Annotated in this window: 20 protein-coding genes and 1 other RNA gene; 8 read left to right on the forward strand and 13 right to left on the reverse strand. The window is 66.9% G+C overall.

Annotated elements, in window-relative coordinates; genetic code table 11:
- Window positions 1-403: 403 nt before the first annotated feature.
- Complete coding sequence (locus ABZS66_RS08515; protein WP_354756434.1) at window positions 404-2,716, reverse strand: hypothetical protein; 2,313 nt, start codon at window positions 2,714-2,716, stop codon at window positions 404-406.
- Between the two features lie 847 nt (window positions 2,717-3,563).
- A complete protein-coding gene (locus tag ABZS66_RS08520) occupies window positions 3,564-4,292 on the reverse strand; it encodes an XRE family transcriptional regulator (protein ID WP_354756436.1) in 729 nt (242 codons plus the stop codon).
- A gap of 422 nt (window positions 4,293-4,714) precedes the next feature.
- On the opposite strand from ABZS66_RS08520, the gene ABZS66_RS08525 reads away from it, so the two are divergent.
- Both ABZS66_RS08525 and ABZS66_RS08530 read left to right on the forward strand, forming a co-directional pair.
- Complete coding sequence (locus ABZS66_RS08525) at window positions 4,715-5,161, forward strand: GntR family transcriptional regulator (RefSeq protein WP_354756438.1); 447 nt, start codon at window positions 4,715-4,717, stop codon at window positions 5,159-5,161.
- Window positions 5,162-5,185: 24 nt separating this feature from the next.
- Window positions 5,186-5,734 carry an HD domain-containing protein gene (locus ABZS66_RS08530; RefSeq protein WP_354756439.1) on the forward strand — a complete coding sequence of 183 codons (549 nt, stop codon included), beginning with the start codon at window positions 5,186-5,188 and terminating at the stop codon, window positions 5,732-5,734.
- Here ABZS66_RS08530 and ABZS66_RS08535 read toward each other — a convergent pair.
- The 3 genes from ABZS66_RS08535 to ABZS66_RS08545 are packed head-to-tail and all read right to left on the reverse strand — an operon-like array spanning window position 5,696 to window position 7,374.
- A complete protein-coding gene (locus ABZS66_RS08535) occupies window positions 5,696-6,163 on the reverse strand; it encodes a hypothetical protein (protein ID WP_354756441.1) in 468 nt (155 codons plus the stop codon). The two genes, ABZS66_RS08530 and ABZS66_RS08535, sit on opposite strands and share 39 nt — an antisense overlap.
- Complete coding sequence (locus ABZS66_RS08540; protein WP_354756443.1) at window positions 6,156-6,632, reverse strand: NUDIX domain-containing protein; 477 nt, start codon at window positions 6,630-6,632, stop codon at window positions 6,156-6,158. The genes ABZS66_RS08535 and ABZS66_RS08540 overlap by 8 nt, the downstream gene beginning before the upstream one ends.
- A gap of 7 nt (window positions 6,633-6,639) precedes the next feature.
- Entirely contained in the window at window positions 6,640-7,374 is a 735-nt protein-coding gene (locus ABZS66_RS08545; RefSeq protein WP_354756445.1) for an XRE family transcriptional regulator, read from the reverse strand.
- Window positions 7,375-7,595: 221 nt separating this feature from the next.
- Between ABZS66_RS08545 and ABZS66_RS08550 the strand changes: the two genes are divergently transcribed.
- From ABZS66_RS08550 to ABZS66_RS08575, 6 genes are all read left to right on the forward strand, one after another.
- Window positions 7,596-7,772 carry a hypothetical protein gene (locus ABZS66_RS08550; protein ID WP_354756447.1) on the forward strand — a complete coding sequence of 59 codons (177 nt, stop codon included), beginning with the start codon at window positions 7,596-7,598 and terminating at the stop codon, window positions 7,770-7,772.
- Between the two features lie 35 nt (window positions 7,773-7,807).
- Window positions 7,808-7,981, forward strand: coding sequence for a hypothetical protein (locus tag ABZS66_RS08555; protein ID WP_354756449.1), 174 nt, complete (start codon window positions 7,808-7,810; stop codon window positions 7,979-7,981).
- A 23-nt stretch (window positions 7,982-8,004) separates the two neighbouring features.
- Window positions 8,005-8,589, forward strand: a complete 585-nt coding sequence (locus ABZS66_RS08560; protein WP_354756451.1) for a DUF2637 domain-containing protein — start codon at window positions 8,005-8,007, stop codon at window positions 8,587-8,589.
- Window positions 8,589-8,858: a hypothetical protein gene (locus ABZS66_RS08565; protein WP_354756452.1), complete on the forward strand. Its 270-nt coding sequence runs from the start codon at window positions 8,589-8,591 to the stop codon at window positions 8,856-8,858. The genes ABZS66_RS08560 and ABZS66_RS08565 overlap by 1 nt, the downstream gene beginning before the upstream one ends.
- Window positions 8,855-10,588, forward strand: a complete 1,734-nt coding sequence (locus ABZS66_RS08570; protein WP_354756453.1) for an FtsK/SpoIIIE domain-containing protein — start codon at window positions 8,855-8,857, stop codon at window positions 10,586-10,588. The genes ABZS66_RS08565 and ABZS66_RS08570 overlap by 4 nt, the downstream gene beginning before the upstream one ends.
- Window positions 10,589-10,820: 232 nt before the next feature.
- The gene (locus tag ABZS66_RS08575) at window positions 10,821-12,365 is read left to right on the forward strand and encodes a recombinase family protein (RefSeq protein WP_354756455.1); all 1,545 of its coding nucleotides are present in this window, start codon (window positions 10,821-10,823) and stop codon (window positions 12,363-12,365) included.
- A 93-nt stretch (window positions 12,366-12,458) separates the two neighbouring features.
- Here the strand turns inward: ABZS66_RS08575 and ssrA are convergent.
- From ssrA to ABZS66_RS08615, 8 genes are all read right to left on the reverse strand, one after another.
- Window positions 12,459-12,832: a transfer-messenger RNA gene (gene ssrA, locus ABZS66_RS08580) on the reverse strand.
- A gap of 67 nt (window positions 12,833-12,899) precedes the next feature.
- On the reverse strand, window positions 12,900-14,060 hold the full coding sequence (locus tag ABZS66_RS08585; RefSeq protein WP_354756457.1) for an SRPBCC domain-containing protein: 1,161 nt from the start codon (window positions 14,058-14,060) through the stop codon (window positions 12,900-12,902).
- Window positions 14,061-14,107: 47 nt separating this feature from the next.
- On the reverse strand, window positions 14,108-14,587 hold the full coding sequence (gene smpB, locus ABZS66_RS08590; RefSeq protein WP_354756459.1) for an SsrA-binding protein SmpB: 480 nt from the start codon (window positions 14,585-14,587) through the stop codon (window positions 14,108-14,110).
- Window positions 14,588-14,729: 142 nt separating this feature from the next.
- Complete coding sequence (gene ftsX / locus ABZS66_RS08595) at window positions 14,730-15,605, reverse strand: permease-like cell division protein FtsX (protein WP_354756460.1); 876 nt, start codon at window positions 15,603-15,605, stop codon at window positions 14,730-14,732.
- A 62-nt stretch (window positions 15,606-15,667) separates the two neighbouring features.
- Entirely contained in the window at window positions 15,668-16,348 is a 681-nt protein-coding gene (gene ftsE / locus ABZS66_RS08600) for a cell division ATP-binding protein FtsE (protein WP_033367409.1), read from the reverse strand.
- Window positions 16,349-16,547: 199 nt separating this feature from the next.
- Window positions 16,548-17,666 carry a peptide chain release factor 2 gene (prfB, locus tag ABZS66_RS08605; RefSeq protein WP_354756462.1) on the reverse strand — a complete coding sequence of 373 codons (1,119 nt, stop codon included), beginning with the start codon at window positions 17,664-17,666 and terminating at the stop codon, window positions 16,548-16,550.
- 29 nt (window positions 17,667-17,695) lie between these two features.
- Window positions 17,696-18,211: a PadR family transcriptional regulator gene (locus tag ABZS66_RS08610; RefSeq protein WP_354756464.1), complete on the reverse strand. Its 516-nt coding sequence runs from the start codon at window positions 18,209-18,211 to the stop codon at window positions 17,696-17,698.
- 82 nt (window positions 18,212-18,293) lie between these two features.
- Complete coding sequence (locus ABZS66_RS08615; RefSeq protein ID WP_354756466.1) at window positions 18,294-20,252, reverse strand: protein kinase; 1,959 nt, start codon at window positions 20,250-20,252, stop codon at window positions 18,294-18,296.
- Window positions 20,253-20,293: the final 41 nt, after the last annotated feature.

A 20,293-nucleotide genomic window follows, 5' to 3' on the forward strand; every position in this document is an offset into this window, starting at 1 on the left:
TACTTGCCACTCTCACGATTTAGCGCGTCTTCTAGGTCGCGGACGATCGCCTGAAGATTGTCGAGACTGGCTGCGGGGAGAAAAGGATCGCGCATTCGACCATGCGAGATATCTGAGAGTAGCTTGTAGGCTGCAATGGAACGGCGCACAACACCATATCGTTCATCCTGCGCTTTCGCGTCAAGGCCCGGTTCGCCTACCCAGATCATCAACCGCCTGGCTACGTTTCCGCCGCCAACCCCGTCCTTTAACACTGTGCCGGGAATGCCTGCGGCTACCCGCTCGATTCTAATTCGTAGCAGCAACAGACCGAGATGGGCGCGCGTTACGGCGGCCCCCGGCCATCCAAGGCACGCTTGTTCGATTTCATTAATAGGCGTCGCCGGCCATTTCCTGCCCACCACTAGAACTGCTCGCTCATTTTGCGGACCATGGCGATGAGTTCCCTCGTTTGCTTAATCCATTCTCTCCTTTGCCAGTTGTTCGACTTCTCCGCATTCCCATGCGCACCGGAATTTAACGCGTTGATCGTTCTCTCGAAGCCCGTCAAGTCCACCGGGCTAATGCCGAGCTGATCAGCATAACTATTAAGCAGGTTTAGCTGACCCCTGCTATCGCCCGCATGCTCTCGGCGTTGATCCACCGTCCGCTGGTCCACACGTGCGCGTCGTGCCAAAATTTCGACCTGAGTCCAAACTTCGGCATCCAGTGCCTGCCTGCACATTGCAAGAACGAGCGAGGAAAGCGCCTCCTTGGTTGCAAGGTCACGTGCTGTAGGTGAGTTAATAGTCTCTAACAGATCATCGAGATGCCGAAGACCCGGGGCCGTCGCGTCCGATACTCGAACAACGGAATCCTCGCCTAAGACACGGTCAAGCCGGATATGCTCCGCCCATATACCGAGCGCTCTTAACTCGTGCCAAAGGCGATCATCGTGCGTGAAGACAATTATTTGCCGACCGTCCGAGAGATCCGCAAGTAATGACGCCAGGTACTGGACCCTGCCGAAGTCGAAACTGTGAACCGGATCATCCAGAACAAGAAAGCCAAACGGGCTATCGGGTTGCATCGCGCGAGGAAAGTACGTGGCAAGTGTCAGGGAATTTCGCTGACCAGTGCTGAGAATATTTGTGGGCCGATCAGTCGACGGTATCGATATTCCTCCCATTGATAGACCGATACTTACCTTGCCAGCTCTACGGGTTCCGCCCGCAAGAGCCACGTCAGTTACCGCCAGATCGGTATCGATGCTTAGGCGACTCCAGATGTCTTGAACGCTTTCGGCGATTGGGCGAAACAATTCATCGCGAGTCGTTTTCGTCCACTTGACTACCTGCTTATCTAGCCGATCTGCCGTCTCACCACGCTTAACGGCGCCGGCCCTCCGATCCACGGCATCTAGCCACGATTCAATCTTCTTAGTAGCTTCAGATCGCCGAACTACGGACTGGTCACGGCTTTCCTGCACTTTCCGCCTATAGGGTTCGAGGCCATCCGCTAGAGCTGTCGCTTCGCTCACCCAAGAACGCAATTCTGCTTCGGTCACCTGGCCGACAGTTAGATTCGACCGGGATCGAGCAAGATGCTCCCACGCTTTGAGCAGTTGACCACTTTGATCGGCTTTCTCGAATGCACGCTCGAAGTCAGGCGATAGGCGCGTTGGAACAACGTCTAGGACCTTACTCATGCTAGACGCTACCAATAGTTTGATTTTGCGGTATTCTGCAAGATCCGAGTCCAGCGCGTTCAGCCTCGCTCTAGCAGTGTCGCTCCACTCAACACCTTCGGATCCACAGATTGGACAGATGCCCTCGGGGTGCTTTTTTGAAAGAAGGTGGGATAACGCACTATGGAGCGACTCTGCCGTATCAGGAATTTTAGCTTGCGCCACCCGAAGGCGACCCATCAAACTGCAGCATTGCTCTACGATCTCTAGATCAATTTCCCACTTGGGCGGGATAGGCACCGCTCTAGTCGCCAACTCACTGGGCCGCTCGCTGAGCGCCCGAACAGTTGCAATGGCCTCAGGCTCCGGTATCGCGCGGGCTGTCTCGATACATTCGTATAGTGTTGAGTCTTGAACCGCAGCGGCCGCCGCAAGGGCTGTAGAGTACGCCGCCTCAATTTCCCGCTTCGCATCTCGGCCTTGCGCACGGACGTCGTCAACCCTTTTTTGCAGCTCCTCCAGTACGTCGAGCGGAAGTCCGCCTTTCAAGAAATCATGGAGGTCCTCAGGCCTTTCGATAAATGGGGAGATTTCAGGATACAATAGCACTGGCCTGTATAGCTGATATGCCTTATTCCATTTCTCGTTGACCGTCGAATTGACTACGCCGACTTGGCGCCATTCGACTCGTCCATCCCCACTACAAGCGAGATCCACCACGTCCTTGCCGTTCGAGATGGTGACCACAATGCGCCTGGACGGAAAATGTAGGTTGGTTTCGGCAATCTCATATCCGCGACGCGCCCCGTTGCTCATGACGTGACGTACCGCATCGGCAATACTGGTTTTTCCCACGCCATTGCGCGCAGAAACTATCAGGACGCCCCGCTTGGGAAGAACAGGAATATTTACGGCAGTTTCGCCAATTCCGGCATGCCCGCTCACTTCAATATTTTGGATGAACCAAGGAGTAGAATCTCCATTTGATCCGTGGTCAGCCTCGCTGTCTTTGTGCGCGGCTTCCGACAACTCCACCAACAGCTCGCCCATTTCGGACTCCAGGGTGGGAGCAATTGACAGTACGTCAGTCCACCAAATAATACGAACTGCCTGCCGCTGCGCCACATTTGCTCCCTGGCGATATCACCGAAATGCGTGGAAGTCAGCCAATGCGCCCGGTCTCCCTTGCGGTAAGCAGGGCGGCAATTGAGTCTAGTTGACCACCTAGATCAACATAAGAGGTGTCACCTCGATGACGACCGCGACGGCAGGGCCTGCGATCCCAGAGGTCAACACCCTACCGATGCAACAGTTCAACCAGACCAGTCCAGTTGGTCGGCATCGAAGTTCAACCATCGCTGGACGTACCGGCCGTCCCAGGACGTCCGGACCAACGCGGTTGGGTTCTGGCCTGCACTCCGAGACGCTCACACCCTCGGAGCAGAACGATTGGGCCAGCAAGATCCTGGGAGCTAACTCACCATGCTGACAGATCCGAATCCGTCCGCTGTAACTACGCAAGCAGGCGTCCAACCTGAAGCGAATCATGCACTCGATCTTGAGACTAGCTCCGCTTGCGGTGATTGCATCACTTGGGCCATCAGGTACACGGTTGCGATGCAGGCGACCTACTACCTGACTCTGCACATCGTGAGTTCACGGCTTCGTGAGCACGTTCTGGAGGATCTGGCAGCTGGCTACGCTACGGCGGTGACCAACAGGGAGGTTGCCTCATTCGCCGAGTACTTCGAGGCGTACATGGAAGAAGTTGAGCGAGGGCTAGACCCGGAGAAGCTTCACGGGAGTGAACACATGCACGAGTTTCGGCGGGTTTGGTCGAACCACGCGGTCCGCTTGGGTGAGCGGCAGCTGCGGCAGGCGCGACGGGCTGAGAGGCCTAGGCGGCGTAGAAGGTAGCAACAGACCAGACGCGCTCGATGGCGGTCATGTAGCTGTCGGTCAAGCCATCCGGCTCCTCATGCCGAAGGTGCATGACTGGGGCATGGGCAGCTGGGACGCCGTGGATGTGGAGGTTGACCAGGGCATCGTTGTCGGCTCGGTAGATCGAGTCGTAGAGGACGGTGTCGTGAAGGCGGACTTCCACGTGTGGGAGGCGTTGGAGCGGCTTGATGAGGACGAGAGCGTTGCGGATGCGGGCGGCCATCAGGTCGCCAATCTGCTCCTCGGCGCCTCTGGCCGCTACGTACTGGCTGTTGACGTCGCCCAGGGCGATCCGGATCGGGACGCCGGCCTTGGCCTTCGTGGCGAGGGTGCGGAGGATGACTGGGTCTTCCAGCAGGAACAACGCGCTGTACGCGACGATGTCGATCGCCTCGGTCGCCCGGCGGAAGACGGAGCGCCAGGTGTCGAGCGGGACGAGGCTGCGGTTGGCGTAGGTCATCCGGACTTCGTTCGTGCTGGTCTGCGGTTCTCTAGGGACGGTGTCTGGCCAGAGTTCGGCGACTGACCAGCCTGTCATCCGGGACAACTCGTTGCGGTAGCGCGGGTATGGGATGCGGCCGTTGAACCAGCGGTCGACGGTCTTGGGGTCGACCTGGAGGTGGGTGGCGACGTCGAGGGCGTTGAGGCCAGCGCTGGCGAGTGCGCGGGTGAGCGGATGTCGCATGGTGACCTCCTGCTAGCCATCGAGTGCAGACGATTCTAGTCAAGAAGTCCCTAGACGTCCCTCGGATGCGGTTTCTGGGTGAGGGCGTACCGGGAAGGCCGACGAGGAACGGCACGCCTTGGCCACCCGGCCCGCCCAGGTGCGATGTCGGGTGGACGGAAGCGAGACGGCATGGCAGGGCATGAGGCGGCGCAACGGGCGGCGGATGCGTTGGCGGTTGCGTTGGAGGAAGCTGGCTTCGACGTCGGGCGGGCGTTCCCAGACCTGCGGACCACGGTGGACCAGGCGGGTTCCGCGCGTGTCGAGATCGGTCCCATGGCACCAGACGTCGCGGGTCAGCTTGCTGGGCTGCTGACCGAGGCGACCGGAAGAGGCGTCACCCTGGGAGACTGACAAGCGATCGACACGGCAGAGAGGGCGTCATGCGGTCGACGGCTTGGGGTGCCTACAAGGGCATCGCGGAGGCGCTGCGCGCCCGGCTCGTCGGTGGTGAATTCCAGCCGGGAGACGTGCTGCCGTCGGAGGCCGCTTTCGTCGCCGAGTACGGCGTCGCGCGGAACACCATGCGTCGAGCGCTTGCCCAGCTCGCCGAGGAAGGGCTGATCACCACCCAGCCTGGTCGAGGGCGGCTGGTCAACGCACCGGGTCGACACAGCGAGCCCGCACAGCCGCAGTATCAACGCATCGCCGCTGAGTTGCGGGCGCAGATCGAGTCGGGGGAACTCGCGGCGGGGGCGAAGTTGCCGAGTGAGTCTGGGCTGGTGGCGCTATATGGGGTCGCCAGAGGGACGGCTCGGCAGGCGCTCGCCGCCCTTCAGGACGTGACGGTGTCGGTGCAGGGCAAGGGTCGCTTTGTGAAGCCTCGGTGATCGACGGGCCTTAGTCTCGGACATGTGGAACATGTGCCGTGGGCTCGTGAACTCGCCAGTCGTCTGCTCGCCGAGCCGCTGCCGGTTCGGTGGGCGCACGTCCAGGGCGTCGGGCACACCGCTGAGGACATCGCCCACGTCGTCGGGGACGATGCTGAACTGCTGATCTGTGCCGCGTGGCTGCATGACATTGGCTACGCGCCGGACCTGAACAAGGCCGGCTTTCACCCACTTGACGGTGCCCGCTACCTGCGTGATGTCGAGCAGGCCGATGAGCGGCTGATCCGGCTGGTCGCCAACCACTCATGCGCGCTGATCGAAGCCCGCAACCGCGACCTCGCGGGCGACCTGGCGAGTGAGTTCCCTAGCCCGGCCGACTTCGTCCTCGACGCGCTGACGTTCTGCGACATGACGACCAGCCCGACAGGCCAAAGGACCAAGCTCGACCAGCGGTTAGAGGAGGCGTTCCAGCGCTACGGCGACGGCCACCTCGTCACCCGGTCGCTTACCGAGGCACGGCCGCTGCTGGAGGGCTCAGTTCAGCGCGTGCGGGCCGCTCTCGACGGTCGCTGACGTCAGTCGGCCCTGCTCGTTGCGTGTCCACCGGCGTCCGGCGCTGTCCAGGAACTCGATCTCGACGGGTTCCGGGTCGACGTACGAGCGCAGCCACGACGCCGGCGCTGGGCGGCGGATCGTCTGGCCCGGTGGGACCAGGCCGACGAACTCGGCGTCGCCGCCCTCCGGCATGGGAAGTTCGACCTCGTAGATCGGCATGTCGCTGGCGTTGTGGATGTGGAACGCCAGTTCCCGGGAGCCGTCGGGCTTGCGGTGCATCTCGACCCAGGCGCTGATCCGGGCTGCCTGCCCGCGGCGCATGTCCTCGGCGCGTTCCGCCTCGCGGTTCTGCTCCCGGCGCAGGAGGACGAACCCGACGAGAAAGGCGCCCACGGTGCCGAGGGCGGAGAAGACGCTGCCGAAGGCGTTGATCGCGTCGCTATCCAAGGTGCAGCGCCTCGCCGCCGGTGAGGTAGTGGGTGATGCGCAGGCGCATCGAGCGGTCCATCTGCAACCCTGGGATGTCGGTGGGCGGCACCCAGTGCACCTCGCGCGACTCGGAGCTCGGCGTCGGCACACCGCCAACAGGCCGGGCGATGTACACGATGGAGAACTCCTGGCGGGCCTCGCCGTTCGAGGTGTAGAGGATGACGTGCTTGGGGTCGGTGAAGATGCCGACCAGGCCGGTCACCTCGACCTGGATCCCGGTCTCCTCAAGGGTTTCCCGCACCGCGCAGTCGGTCATCGACTCGCCCGGGTCCATCGCCCCGCCGGGCAGCGCCCAGTTGTCGTTGTCCGTCCGCCGGATCAGCAGCACCTCACCGGAGGAGTTCACGACGACGACGTTCGCGGACGGGACAACGCTGTTGACCGCCGGGGCGGCCGGGTCGTCGTAGTAGTCGATGCGGCGAGCCAAAGGGACCTCAATCCAGTGGGGTGCCGGCGGCCCAGACCCGGTCGAAGCTCTCGACGTAGGTCCCGACCATGTCCCCGCCCGCGACGTGCCGCAGGTGCAACACCGGGGCGTTCGAGGCCGGCGTGGCGTAGATGTGGGTGTTGACGAGGACCTGGTCGTCGGCGCGGTAGATCGAGTTGTAGAGGATCGTGCTGTGCAGCCGGAACTCGATCCCGTCGACGTCGCGGAGCGGCTGGTAAAGCACGATCGCGTTGCGGCAGCGGGCGCCCATGTCCATGTCGATGCCCTCGTCGATCCCGCGCTGGCGGACCTCTTCGCTGTCCGGGTCACCGATCAGGATGCGGATCCGTACGCCGTCGGAGGCTTTGCGGCGAAGGATCCGCAGGATGCCGGTGTCCTCCGGGATGAACAGGCCGCTGTACGCCAGGATGCCGATCTCACGCTCGGCGTTGTCGAAGAACGTCCGCCACAGGTCTGACGGCACCGTCCAGCGAGCCGGGTAGATGTTGATGATCTCGCTCTCGGACGCGTTCGCGACATGGTCCCGCGTCAGCGCGTCCGGCCACAGATACGACTCGTCAACGCCCAGGTGGGCCGCGACGGCATAGCGGTGGCGACGGTACGGGAGCCGGCCGCTGATCCAGCGTTCGACGCTCTTGGGGTCGACTTCGAGGACGTCGGCGAGGCCGGTGGGCGTGATGCCGCGTTCCAGCATCGCGGTCCGCAGGCGTTCGTTCGGCATGGCTCCCCGTCGCAGGACGTCCCGGCAGATGACCACCTTAGGCGAGACATCTTCAACACGTCCAGCCATGCCCTGACCACGTCCGGTCATTTTGCAGATTCTCGATACATCGAACGATGACGAACCTTCACCGACCTCCCGACGGCACCTAAACTCGAACATGTGCAACATGTTCGCGAGTTGTCGAGGAGGTCTGGCGACGAGCGAAAGGAGACGCTTCGTTGCCACTGCCCGCCCCGATCGACGGTGAGGACCGCTGCCCCTGCGGCGCGCAGCTCGACCGGGACACCTCGAATTACTGCCGCAAGTGCCGCGCCCGCGTGCGCTGGCAGCGTCGCCACACCGGCCGACGCATCCACCACCGGCCCGGACCCGACTCCAACCAGACCAACCTCTAGGAAAGGAGGAACCACTGACCGTCTCGGTCTCCGCCGTGCTGCTACTCGGCGTGTTCGTCTACCTGCTCTGGCGGTACACCCGCATCTCGACCTGGCAGATCGCCGTCTGCGTCCTGTTCGGCTACTTCCTCTCCACCTCCTCCGTCGGCCCGCAGATCCTCCGCGTCATCACCGCCCTGGTCCACTACGTCGCCGGGCTCGGCCTGTGACCGCACGCCGCGACGGATGGGTCATGGCCGGCATGCTCATCGCCGCGACGTCCGCGGCCGTCGCCAGCTTCACCGGCCTCCGTGGCCTGGCGCTGCTGAGCGGCTGGCCTGAACGGCTCGCCATCCTGCTTCCCGTCACAATCGACGCCTACGCGATGACCTCGGCCAGGGTGTGGCTGGCCGGGGTCAGCCCCCGCCGCGCCATCCGCTTCGCCCGCGCAAACGCCATCGGCGCCATCACGACCAGCATCATCGGCAACGCCATCTACCACGCCGCAGCCGCCGACCTCCTCGACGTCACCTGGCCCGTCGTCGTGGTCGTCGGCGCCGTACCGGCGGCCGTCCTGGGTCTCACCGCTCATCTGCACGCGGTCCGGACCGCCCAGGACTCGGCACCCGAAGCGCCGGAACCGGTCCGGACCCAGTCCCGGACCGACGACGAGCTGCTGGCCGCCGCACGCCAAGCCGACGCCGAACACCGGACCGCGAACAACGGCCGCCCGATCACCCGCGACTCACTCAGAACAGCGCTGCGCGTCTCCGGCCCAAAAGCCACCGCCCTCCGCCGAACCCTGGCGGCCGAACGAGAGGAGGCACACACCAACTGATGGCCGAGGCACCCAAGCCCACCGTCGACCGCGACGCCGTCCGCGCCCACGTGGACGCCGCCCTCACGCGCGGCACCCGCGTCGCACTCTGGACCGCCATCGCCGACATCCCCATCCTGCTCGCCGAAATCGAACGCCAGTCAAGCCTCCTCACCAACGCCCGCACCGAGTTCGCCAACCTCCTCGCCGCCGCCAACGCCACCCTCACAGCGGCGCACAACGGCGACCCCGACCCACTCACCTACCTCCGAGACGAGGTCCGGCGATGAGGTCATACGGCCGCAGACACCGCGCCTGGCAGCGCCACCACGGCCAGCCCCTCCTCCTGCTCGCCGACCGGCCGAGCCTGACCCTGGCGGCGGCGCGTGCCCTGTTCCGCTACCGATCCGAACTCGCACCGCTCGCCACCGCACTCGCGCTGTTCGTCGGCGCCGCGATCCTGCACAGCAGCCACCCGGACACCTGGCCGTGGATCCTGCTCACCGCTGCCATCGCTGCGGCGCTGACCCTCGCCCGCGGCATCCCGTGGAACATCGACCGCGCCGAGGAACGCCTCTACGCGGGAACCGCGACGGCAGCGGCCGGCGTTTGGCTGGCGGCAGCGACAGTCGTCGGGCCGACCAGCGACCCGCTGCCGATGCTGCTGGCCGCCGCCACTGTCGCGTTCGCCGTGCCCTGGTGGACCCACCGGCGCCGCCGAGCCCGGGTCCGCGTCGACCGGATCATCCAAGCCTGGCCCGACATCGCCGAACACATCGGCCTCGCCGGCTCCCGCATCATGTCCGCCGTGGTCGACGTCTGGGGATGGCGAGCCCGCCTCCACCTCACCAACGGCCAAACCGTCGCCGACGTCATCACCCGCATACCCGCCATCGAATCCGGCCTCGGCACCCGCCCCGGCGCCGTCCGCGTCGAGGCCGACCCGGCCCACGCTGGACGGTTCGTCATGCGAGTACTTGCCGCCGACCCACACGCAGGCGCCATCCCCTGGCCCGGCCCGACCATGCAGTCGATCAACGACCCGATCGACCTCGGCGTCTTCGAGGACGCCGCCAAGGTCCGGCTCCCGCTGCTGCGCAAGCACATCCTCATCGGCGGCACCACCGACGCAGGCAAGAGCGGCGTCCTCAACGTCATCCTCGGCAACCTCGCCGCCTGCCCCGACGTCGTCCTCTGGGGCATCGACCTCAAAGGCGGCATGGAACTCCGCCCGTGGGCGTCCTGCCTCGCCAGACTCGCCACCACACCCGCCGAAGCCGCCGCCCTGCTCCGCGACGGCGTCCGCATCCTCGACGCCCGAGCCGACGCCATGAGCCACAGCGGCGACCGCGTCTGGGAACCCACCCCACAGACGCCCGCGCTCGTCATCGTCGTGGACGAGTACGCCGAACTGGTCGACCAGGCTCCAACCGCCGTGGAAGCGGCGGAGTCCATTGCCCGGCGTGGACGAGCCACCGCGACAACGCTCCTCGCCGCCAACCAGCGGCCGACCCAGAAGTCCATGGGTGGGGGAGCGCTGCGTTCGCAGATGAGCGTCCGCATCTGCCTCCGAGTCCGCGAACGCCGCGACGTCGACCTCATCCTCGACAAAGGCATGCTCACCACAGGCTGGCACGCCCACACCCTCGACGCACCCGGCAAGTTCTACCTCCTCGCAGACGGCCACACCCAACCCAGACGCGCACGCGGCTACCTCGTCACCGACGACGACGTCCAAACCACCGCCGCTCGCTACGCCGACCACCGGCCAGCACTCGACCCACTCTCCGAGCAGGCCGGGGAGGTTATCGAAGGCGAAATCGTCAGCGACCCGGAGATCACGCTGCACCTGGCGCTCCGCGACGCCCCAACCGACGGACTGAGCGTCCCCGAACTCATGCACTTCACCGGCATGGGCCGGACGTGGGTGTACGACCGGCTCCAAGCCCGAGCCACCGACGGCCGCGCCGAACAGGTCACCCGAGGCCGGTGGCGCGGCGCGGACGAGGCAACGCCATGAACGTCCGCGCGGACGTCCGCCCGCGCGTCTGCGCACGTAAGCGCGCGGACGGACGGCGGACGGACGTTCGCGCGGACAACCCCACCGACCCACCGGAGAGGAGGCGCCCGCGCATCACCGCAAGCCGAGACGGCGACGACTTGTGCACCCAGATGAAGACCTGTTGATCCGAGCCATCGTGCTCATGGCCCAAGACCAAGCCCGACACCCACGTAAGACGGAGGACTGACCCATGACGCGGCACCACGACCGGCCGACGACCACCCGCAAGCGCGCGTTCGCCTACCTGCGCGTGTCGTCGGCCGGTCAGGTCAACACCGACTACGACCCCGAGGGCATCTCGCTCCCGGCGCAGCGGGCGGCGGTCCAGCGCCGCGCCGCCGAGCTGGACGCGGAGATCATCGCCGAGTTCGTGGAGCCCGGCCGTTCGGCGACGACGGTCGACCGGCGGCCAGAGTTCCAGGCGATGATGGCCCGACTCAAGGCCGAGCGGGACGTCGACTACGTGATCGTCTACGCCCGCTCCCGCCTTCACCGCAACAGCATCGACGCGGCGATCACCAAGCGGGACCTGCGCACGGCCGGCGCGACACTGATCTCGGTCATGGACTACACCGAGGACAGCGCGATCGGCGACCTGGTCGCCACGGTCCTCGACGGCGTGAACGAGTACCAGTCGCGGGCGGCGGGCGCCGACATCGCGTACAAGATGGGCCAGAAGATCATCAACGGAGGCTTGGTCAGCAAGGCGCCGATCGGCTACCTCAACGTCCGCGAGCGGTTCGAGGGCCGAGAGGTGCGCACGGTGAAGGTCGATCCGGAGCGCGGGCCACTCATCAGGACGGCGTTCGAGCTGTACGCCACTGGCGACTACGGATTTCACGCGCTGATCGAGGCGCTGACCAACGCCGGTCTCCGCACTCGCCCGACAAAGCGGTTCCCGGCCGGGACGCCGATTTCGATCAACTCGCTCGGCAACCTGCTCCGCGACCGCTTCTACCGAGGCTTCGTGTCCTACAAGGGCCAGGAGTACCAGGGCCGCCACGAACCCCTCGTGAGCGAGGAACTGTTCAACGAGGTACAGCGGATGCTCGAACGGAAGCGCGCCGGAGGCATCCGCGAGCGGAACCACAGTCACTACCTCAAGGGCGTCGTCTGGTGCCACCGTTGCCAGGGCCGGCTCATGATCATGCGGGGCAAGAGCCACACCGGGAGCCTGTACTTCTACTACTTCTGCCAGGGCCGCCAGCGACACACCTGCGACCTGCCGTACCTGCCGATCGCCAAGGTCGAGACCGCAGTGATCGACAATTACGCCACGGTGATGCTGTCGAGCGGCCTCCGCGAAAGGATCACGACGCGAGTCGGCGAGGTCCTGAACCACTCCGAGACGACCAGGGCCGAGGTCCAGCAGCGGACAAGGGTGCAGCTCGCCAAGCTGGACGTCCAGGAAGACCGCTTCCTCGACCTCGTCGGTGACCCGGACTGGCCACAGGACAAGATCGCCCAGAGGCGCTCCGCAAGGTCCGCGACGAACAGACCAAGCTACGACGCCAACTCGGCGACATACCGAGGACCGGCGCGGCGCGCGAGACACTGCAAGAGTTGCTTGACCTGCTCGAAGATCCGCAGGAGATGTACCGCCAGGCCACCCAGAAGGCGCGGCAGGCCCTCAACCGGACGTTCTTCCACCGCCTCTACCTGGACGCCGACCGGGAAGGGCCGTTCGTGGCGTCCGATGAGCTGCAACCGCAGGTCAAGCCCCTCGCCGAGATAGCAAGAGGCGGCGTCACCGTTGCCGGTGACACCGCCTCTTCGAGCGATCTCCTCCGCGCCGCTCTTGCTGGCGCGGGTTCGATTACACCCTCCATGGTGGAGGTGCCGGGAATCGAACCCGGGTCCTTCGTCGCTTTGTTAGGACTTCTCCGAGCGCAGCTCGCTGTGCCTCTACTCGGCCCTACCAATCACGCGAGCGAGTTGGTATGACGGGCCCAGCCACGATTAACCTCGCCGTGCGAGCCCCGTGACGAGACTCGGTTGGCCAGCCTTCTAGCTGATGCCGGCTACCGGGCCGAAGGCAATCCCGGGCCGACAGAGCTTAACCCTTACTTAGGCAGCGAGGGTAAGCTCGGAGCGCTTCATGTTGGCGCTTATTGTTTTCCGACGACTGATTCTCGAGACAACGTCGGCTTCCTCGGCTCGCTTCCCCTAACGCTGCGCACAAAGTCGAAACCAGTCACCCCCGCGCGCGGGAAGTGGTGGCGTGCTGCACCACACAGCCCCACCATGTTACACCCCCAACCGTCAAAGATCACGGAGTTGCGGCGCACGGGCGGTCGTCGATCGTGCAGTTGATCGGCTCGTTGCGGGCGTCCGGGCCCTCCACCTCGAACGACATCGTGACCGCTCCGCCCGGGGGGACGGTGCGGGTCGCCTCCGTCGGGGTGAAGACGGTGCGCACGTCGGCGCGGGTCATCACGGCGCCCTGCACGTTGCGCACGGTCAGGTTCAGGGTCGGCAGGGTCACCACGAGCGTCCAGTCGGTCGCCTGGGCCGGGCCGGGGTTGGCGATCGTGATCGTGACGCGGTACGAGGTGGGCTGGAGGTTCTCCGAGCGGTACGCGGCGGTCAGCCGGGCGGTCACCCGGACGGACGGGGCGGACGCGGCCGGCATCGCGGCCTGCGCGGGGCCCTCGGTCGGGCCGCCCACGCGCGGCGGGCCGGCGGGGTGTGGCAGCGTCGCCGTGCCGACGAGCAGGGCGCTCACCGCGATGAGTAGCAGGATCGCCGCCACCGCCTGGTTGCGGCGGTCGGCGGACCAGTTCCGGACGCCGGCCAGCCGGGCCCGGACCCCACGCGCCGGGGAGGCCGCCGGCACCGCGGCCACCCCGCGGGCCCGCACCGCCGCCGAGGCGAAGCCCGGCATCGACGTCGTGGGGCGCGGGCCGGCCGTCGCCCGTACCTCCGAGCTCAGTCCCGGCGCGGACCGGCTGGCACCGCCGGCCCGGCGCGGCAGGCGGCTGAACGGGCCGCCCTCGTTGCGCCGGACCGGGGGTGACGCCGGCAGGCCCTTCGCCAGCGTGGCGACCAGGGGGCCCTCGAAGAGGGCGGTGTACGTGTCGCGCAGCACCCGCCGGCGCAGCGTCCCCTGCCGGCCCAGGAATCCGCGCTGGGTCAGCGTCAGCCGGCTCCCCTCGCCGCGCTCCTCGATCGTCAGCGCGACGACGGTGTGCAGGTTGCGCGCCTCCCACCGCATGACCAGGCGGTGGGGTGCCTCGGCGGTGACGACCTCGCCCTCGACCGGGTCCTCGAGCCCTTCGAGGCCCTCGGCGTGGAAGGTGAACGTCCCGTTCTCGCGGACCATGAACCGCCTTGCGGGCAGCCAGTCGGTGACGAGCCGAGCCTCGGTGAGTGCGCGCCAGACCGCCGCGGGCGGGTGGTCCAGGTCAATATCGACCCGAATCTCGGTCACGCACGGACTCTATGGCCTTCACTCACCGTTTGCATGACGGAGATGCGCTACTCGTCGCGGCCCTTGTTCCGGCGGCCCATGACGCGAGCGATCTCCCGGTCCGCGTCGCGTTTCGCGAGCGTCTGGCGCTTGTCGTAGGACTTCTTGCCGCGGGCCAGCCCGAGCTCGACCTTGGCCCAGCCGTCCGAGAAGTACACCGACAGCGGCACCAGCGTGAGGCCGCTCTCGCGCACCTTCACCCCGACACGGTCGATCTCCTGGCGCTTGAGCAGGAGCTTCCGGATGCGGCGGGGCGGATGGTTGGTCCAGGTCCCCATCGTGTACTCCGGGATGTGCATCGCGTGCAGGAACACCTCGCCGTCGGAGAGCTGGCCGAACGCGTCGACGAGCGACGCCCGGCCGGCCCGCAGCGACTTCACCTCGGTGCCGGTGAGCGCGATGCCCGCCTCGAACGTCTCGAGGATGTCGTAGTCGTGGCGCGCCTTCCGGTTGGACGCGACGACCTTGCGTCCCTTTTCGCGCGGCATCGACCCCTCCACAGGTTCGTACGGACGCACAGAAGCGTATCGCGCCCGGCAACCCGGATTTCAGCAGAGACAACCCGGAACTTCCTGGAACGCCAGAGGGCGGGCCGTCGACCGGCCCGCCCTCTGTTGCGTGTCTGTCGTGTCAGACGCGGACGTAGAAGCGCAGCGTCACCCAGGCCGTCACGGCGCTCACCAGGCCACCCGCGCCGGCCAGGAGCGGCAGCATCAGCAGGATGTTGCCCCAGTCCACCGGGAGCAGCACGTTGGTCAACGCTTTCAGCGAGCCGTCGATGATGAACACCTTGGCCGCCACCAGCGTGCCGAAGCCCAGGATCGCGCCGATGATGCCGGCGAAGACCGCTTCGAGGACGAACGGGAGTTGGATGAACCAGTTCGAGGCGCCGACGAGTTTCATGACCGCGACCTCGCGCCGTTTGCTGTAGGCCGCCACCTGGATCGTATTGGCGACCAGGAGCAACGCCGCCGCGCCCTGGACGATGGCGACCGTCAACGCGAGCGTCTGGAGCGCGCCGAGCAGGTCGAAGACCCGGGTCAGCAGCTCCTTCTGGTCGACGATGTCGCTGATGCCCTCCTGCGAGCGGATCTCGTCGGAGAACTGCTTGACCGAGTTCGGGTCCTTGAGCTTGATCCGGAAGGACTCCGGAAGGGACTCCTCCTTGGTCGCGTTGACCAGGTCGGGAGCGTCCTTGAACTGGGTCTGGAACCTCTCCCAGGCCTGCTTCTTGCTCTCGTACTCGGCGGTCTTGACGAGCGGGTTCGACTCGATCGCAGACTTGAGGTTGGTGCGCTGCTCGTCGGTCACGTCGACCTTGAGGAAGACCGAGACCTCTACCCGCTGGTAAAAGAAGTTCTCCATCTTGTCGACCTGGAAGAAGAGCAGGAGGCTGGCGCCCAGCATCGTCAGCGACACGGTCATCGTGATGATCATCGCGATGGTCATGGTGACGTTACGCCAGAGCCCGGTCAGGACTTCGGACAGGACGTATCTCACGCGCATCGGGTGGGGTTCCTTCCCAGCGGACCCAGCAAAGCTACAGGTGCGGACGGTCTGGGGCTAAATCAGCCGTAGACGCCGCGTGGCTGGTCCCGCACGATCCGGCCACTTTCGATTTCGACGACCCGCCGGCGCATCTGGTTCACGATGTTGGAGTCGTGGGTCACCATGACCACCGTCGTGCCGGTCCGGTTGATCCGGTCCAGCAGACGCATGATCTCGATCGACGTGTCCGGGTCGAGGTTTCCCGTTGGCTCGTCGGCCAGAAGGATCAGCGGACGGTTGACGAAGGCGCGGGCCACGGCCACACGCTGCTGCTCACCACCGGACAGCTCGTGGGGGTAGCGGTGCTCCTTGCCACCCAGGCCGACGAGCTCGAGAACCTCGGGGACGACACGGCGGGCGACGCCCTTCGACTTGCCGATCACCTCGAGGGCGAAGGCAACGTTCTCGTACGCGGTGCGGTTGGGCAGCAGCCGGAAGTCCTGGAACACGCAGCCGATCTGCCGGCGGAACGCCGGGATGCGCCACGAGCGCATGGAGGTCACGTCGCGCTCATTGACGACGACCTTGCCCTTGTTGGGCGTGACCTCGTGCAGGAGCAGCTTGATGATCGTGGACTTGCCTGAGCCGGAGGGTCCGATGAAGAAGACGAACTCGCCCTTCTCGATGTTGACGGAAACATCGTCAAGCGAGGGGCGGGACGCCTTCGGGTACGTCTTCGTCACGTGGTCAAGCCGAATCACGGGACGTGAGTCTACGCGGTGTGACAACCGCGCCAAACACACGAAGTGCGTCGCGCGCGGTTTGCCGGAATTGCGGACCCGATGGGGGGACCCGAACGGCAAGGCAGCGCTCGATTCCGCCCGCGAGTGTGACGTACGCCTCACTTTTTCACAGAGGCCATCGATCACGGTCCGTGACTGACGGACTCCGCTCAGACGATCATGCGGTGGGGTCGAGCTCGCGCTGCTTCCGCCAGCGGATCCCGGCATCGATGAACGCGTCGAGGTCGCCGTCGAAGACGGCCACCGGGTTGCCGGTCTCGTGCTCGGTGCGCAGGTCCTTCACCATCTGATAGGGGTGGAGCACGTACGACCGCATCTGGTCGCCCCAGGAGCCGGCCACGTCGCCGCGCAGCGCGTCCATCTTCGCCGCCTCCTCGGCCCGCTTCACGGCCAGCAGCTTCGCCTTCAGCACGCCCATCGCGGTCGCCTTGTTCTGGATCTGCGAGCGCTCGTTCTGGCACGACACGACGATGCCGGTCGGCAGGTGGGTGAGCCGCACGGCCGAGTCGGTCGTGTTGACGCCCTGGCCGCCGGGGCCGCTCGAGCGGTACACGTCCACGCGCAGATCGTCGTCGGGGATCTCCACCTCATCGGTCTGCTCGACGACGGGCACCACCTCGAGTGCCGCGAAGGACGTCTGGCGGCGCCCCTGGTTGTCGAACGGGCTGATCCGGACCAGGCGGTGGGTGCCCGACTCGACCGACAGCGTCCCGTAGGCATAGGGCGCCTTCACCGCGAACGTGGCCGACTTGATGCCGGCCTCCTCCGCATAGGAGGTGTCGTAGACGTCGGTCGCGTAGCCGTGCCGCTCGGCCCAGCGCAGATACATCCGCAGGAGCATGTCGGCGAAGTCGGCGGCGTCGACCCCGCCGGCGCCGGCGCGGATGGTGACCAGGGCCTCCCGCGCGTCGTACTCACCGGAGAGCAGCGTGCGGACCTCGAGCTCCTCGATCGACTTGCGCAGCCCGTTGATCTCCTCGCCGACCTCGGCGAGTGACGACGCGTCGGCCTCGGCCTCGGCCAGCTCGAGGAGCACCTGGGCGTCGTCGAGGCGGCCGCGCAGGCGCTCCAGCCGGTTGATCTCGCCCTGGACGTAGGACAGCCGCGACGTGACCTTCTGGGCCGCCACCTGGTCGTCCCACAGGTTGGGAGCGGAGGCCTCCTGCTCGAGGTCGGCCTTCTCCTTCCGCAACCGGTCAAGGTCGAGCACCGCCTCGATGTTGCGCAGCGTGCTATCGAGCGACTTGAGCGATTCGGCGTGGTCCAGAGCAGTCACAGTCAAAGACTACGCCGCATCGCCGAACGTTATTTGCTGGGCGCGCCCTTGAGCCAGCCGAGCGCCGCCTTGTGATATCCGACGGCGAACTCGAGCGACGCGGCGGAGAAGTCGTCGCCCGCCTTCTTCGCCTCCTTGGCCATCTCGCGGGCCTCGGCGAGGGCCGCGGTGTGGTACTCGGCGGCCTGCGCGTAGACCTCCTGGAGCTGCTGGGCGGACTGCTGGGCGCCGAACGCCACGCGGAGCGCGACAGGGTTGCGCAGCGCCTCCCGGCCGGCCGGCTCGGCCAGCCACCGGGCGAACGCCCGCTTGCCGGCCGGCGTGATCGCATAGGGCTGGCTGGAGCGCGCGCCCGGCTTGCCGAGCTTGACATAACCCGAGTCGGCGAGCGCGGGAAGCTCACGGTAGACCTGGCTGCGCGTCATCGACCAGTAGGCGCCGAGGCGGCGCTGCGCCGCCGCCATCAACTGGCCCCCCGTCATCGGCCCCTCGTGCAGCAGCCCCAGCAGGGCAGCCGCCGTCGCGTTGACTCCAGAATCCGCCATGAACCCTACGCTGTCACTTTTCGCGGGCTCAGTCCAGGATTTCGGCAAATCCACAATGAACTGTCGCGCTGCGACTGTCGAGTTAGGACCGACCGAACGACGGCATGGTCGGGAACGCCGGCATCGACGGGAAGGTCGGCATCGGGTCACCGATCCCGGGGAGTCCGGTTCCGGACGGGTTCGGCGACGGTACCGAGGACGGCTGCTTCGTCGGCTGCTTCCCCGGCGCCGACGACGCTCCCGCGTCCGACGGCTCGGCGGAGCCCGGCCCCGGCGTCGGCTCGGCGCTCGGCCCGCCCGAGCCGGCGGGGGCCGGCGCGGGCGACGTCCCGTTCACCTGTTCCGGGGTGCGCCCCGAGCCGCCGCCCAGCGCGCCGGACAGCAGCAACCCGCCCACCAGCAGCACCACCAGCACCACGCCGGCACCGACGGCGGCGAGCACGCGCGGCTGCGGCCGCCGGCCAGGCTCCCGGTGATCGGTGGTGGCCGGCTCACCGCTCCCCGGCGCGGTCAACCACTCGGGGTAGTCCTTTTCGTCCGGTTCGTCGGCAACAGGAGGCACTACAGGCAGGGCGACGACCGCGGTCGGCTCGGCGGGCCCGGACCCGGGGCCGGCGACGGGAGCGGCCACGACCGCGGTCGGCGGCTCCTCCATGACCGGCGCGTTGTCGAACCGCAGCGCGGTCGGCGGCTCGTCGGGCGACGCGGTCCGCTGGGTGGGGATGACCGGTGCGGCGACGACCGGAGGCGAAAGGGGCTCGTGTTCTGCCGGGGGCTCGGCCCACAGGGGCAGCCCCGGCTCGGGGAGCCGCGGCTCGTCCTCGGAAGCGACCGGCCCCTCGACCACCAGCTCTGAGACCATCGACTCTGAAGCGTCAGGCTCTGCGGCCGTCGGCGAAGGAGCCATCAACGAAGAGGCCACAGGCTGTGCGGCCACCGACGCCACCGGCTCCGAGGAGAGCACCTGCGTCGGCGCCTCCTCAACCGACGACGGCGTCGCGTACTGCTCGGTAGGCAGGTCGGCCACCCCGTGCGGCTCGGTCGGCAGCTCCCCGATCGGCACCGCCATCATCAGGTTCACCGACGCGGCCGCCGGCGACGTCGGCGCGGTCGGCAGCGGCACCCAGTCGACCCGCCGCACCGGGAACTGCACCGGCGCGGTCTGCTCGGCCGAGCGCTGCCAGAACGTCACGGCCTCCGCGGGCAGGCGGGGCAGCGGCTCGAACCCGTCGAGGGCACCCTCGGCGACCCGCAGCCGGCCGACGATCGCGGCCGCCGCCGGGCGCATGCGCGGGTCGAGCTCCATGCACCCCTCGATGATCGGCCAGAGCGCGGCCGGCATCCCGGGCGGCGGCACCGGGACGCAGTCGGCGTGCCGGCGCAGGACGTCGTTCGGGGAGCCCCCACGGTACGGGCTGCGGCCGCAGATCAGCTCGAAGAGCACCACGCCGAGCGCGTACACGTCGGAGGCGGGGCTGGGCGAGCCGCCGGCGACGACCTCCGGCGCGACGTACTCGGGCGTCGCGTGGGTCGGGCCGGCCGGCTTGTCGAGGCGCCGGGCGACGCCGAAGTCGGCGAGGCGCACCGGCCCGCCGTCGAGCGGCACCAGCAGGTTGCCGGGCTTGACGTCGCCGTGGACGATCCCGGCGCCGTGGACGTAGGCGAGCGCGTCGGCCACCTGGGCGACGACCTCGGCGGCGACGGCCGGGGGCAGCGGGCCCTCGGCGCGCAGCCGGCGGCGCAGGTCGGGGCCGGGGACGAGCTCCATGGCGATGGCCATGACCCCGTTGCCGGTGATCAGGTTCCTGACCCTGATCACGGACGGATGGTCGAGCCCGGCGAGCAGCTCCGCCTCGCCGAGGAAGCCGTCGACGAGCTCGGGCACCTCGGCCGCCTCCGTCCGCAGCAGCTTGACCGCCACGTACTCCTTCGTCTCCTCGTCGAACGCCCGCCAGACCGCACCGATGGCGCCGCGGGCGACCTCCGACTCGAGCCGGTAGCGGTTGCCGAGAACCGTCTTTGCGCCGGTGACCGTCTTCATGGCCGTCCCTCCCCCTCAGCTGCGACGTTAGGCCCACGTCG

It is taken from the genome of Dactylosporangium sp. NPDC005572, assembly GCF_040605515.1.
Classification (GTDB): domain Bacteria; phylum Actinomycetota; class Actinomycetes; order Mycobacteriales; family Micromonosporaceae; genus Dactylosporangium.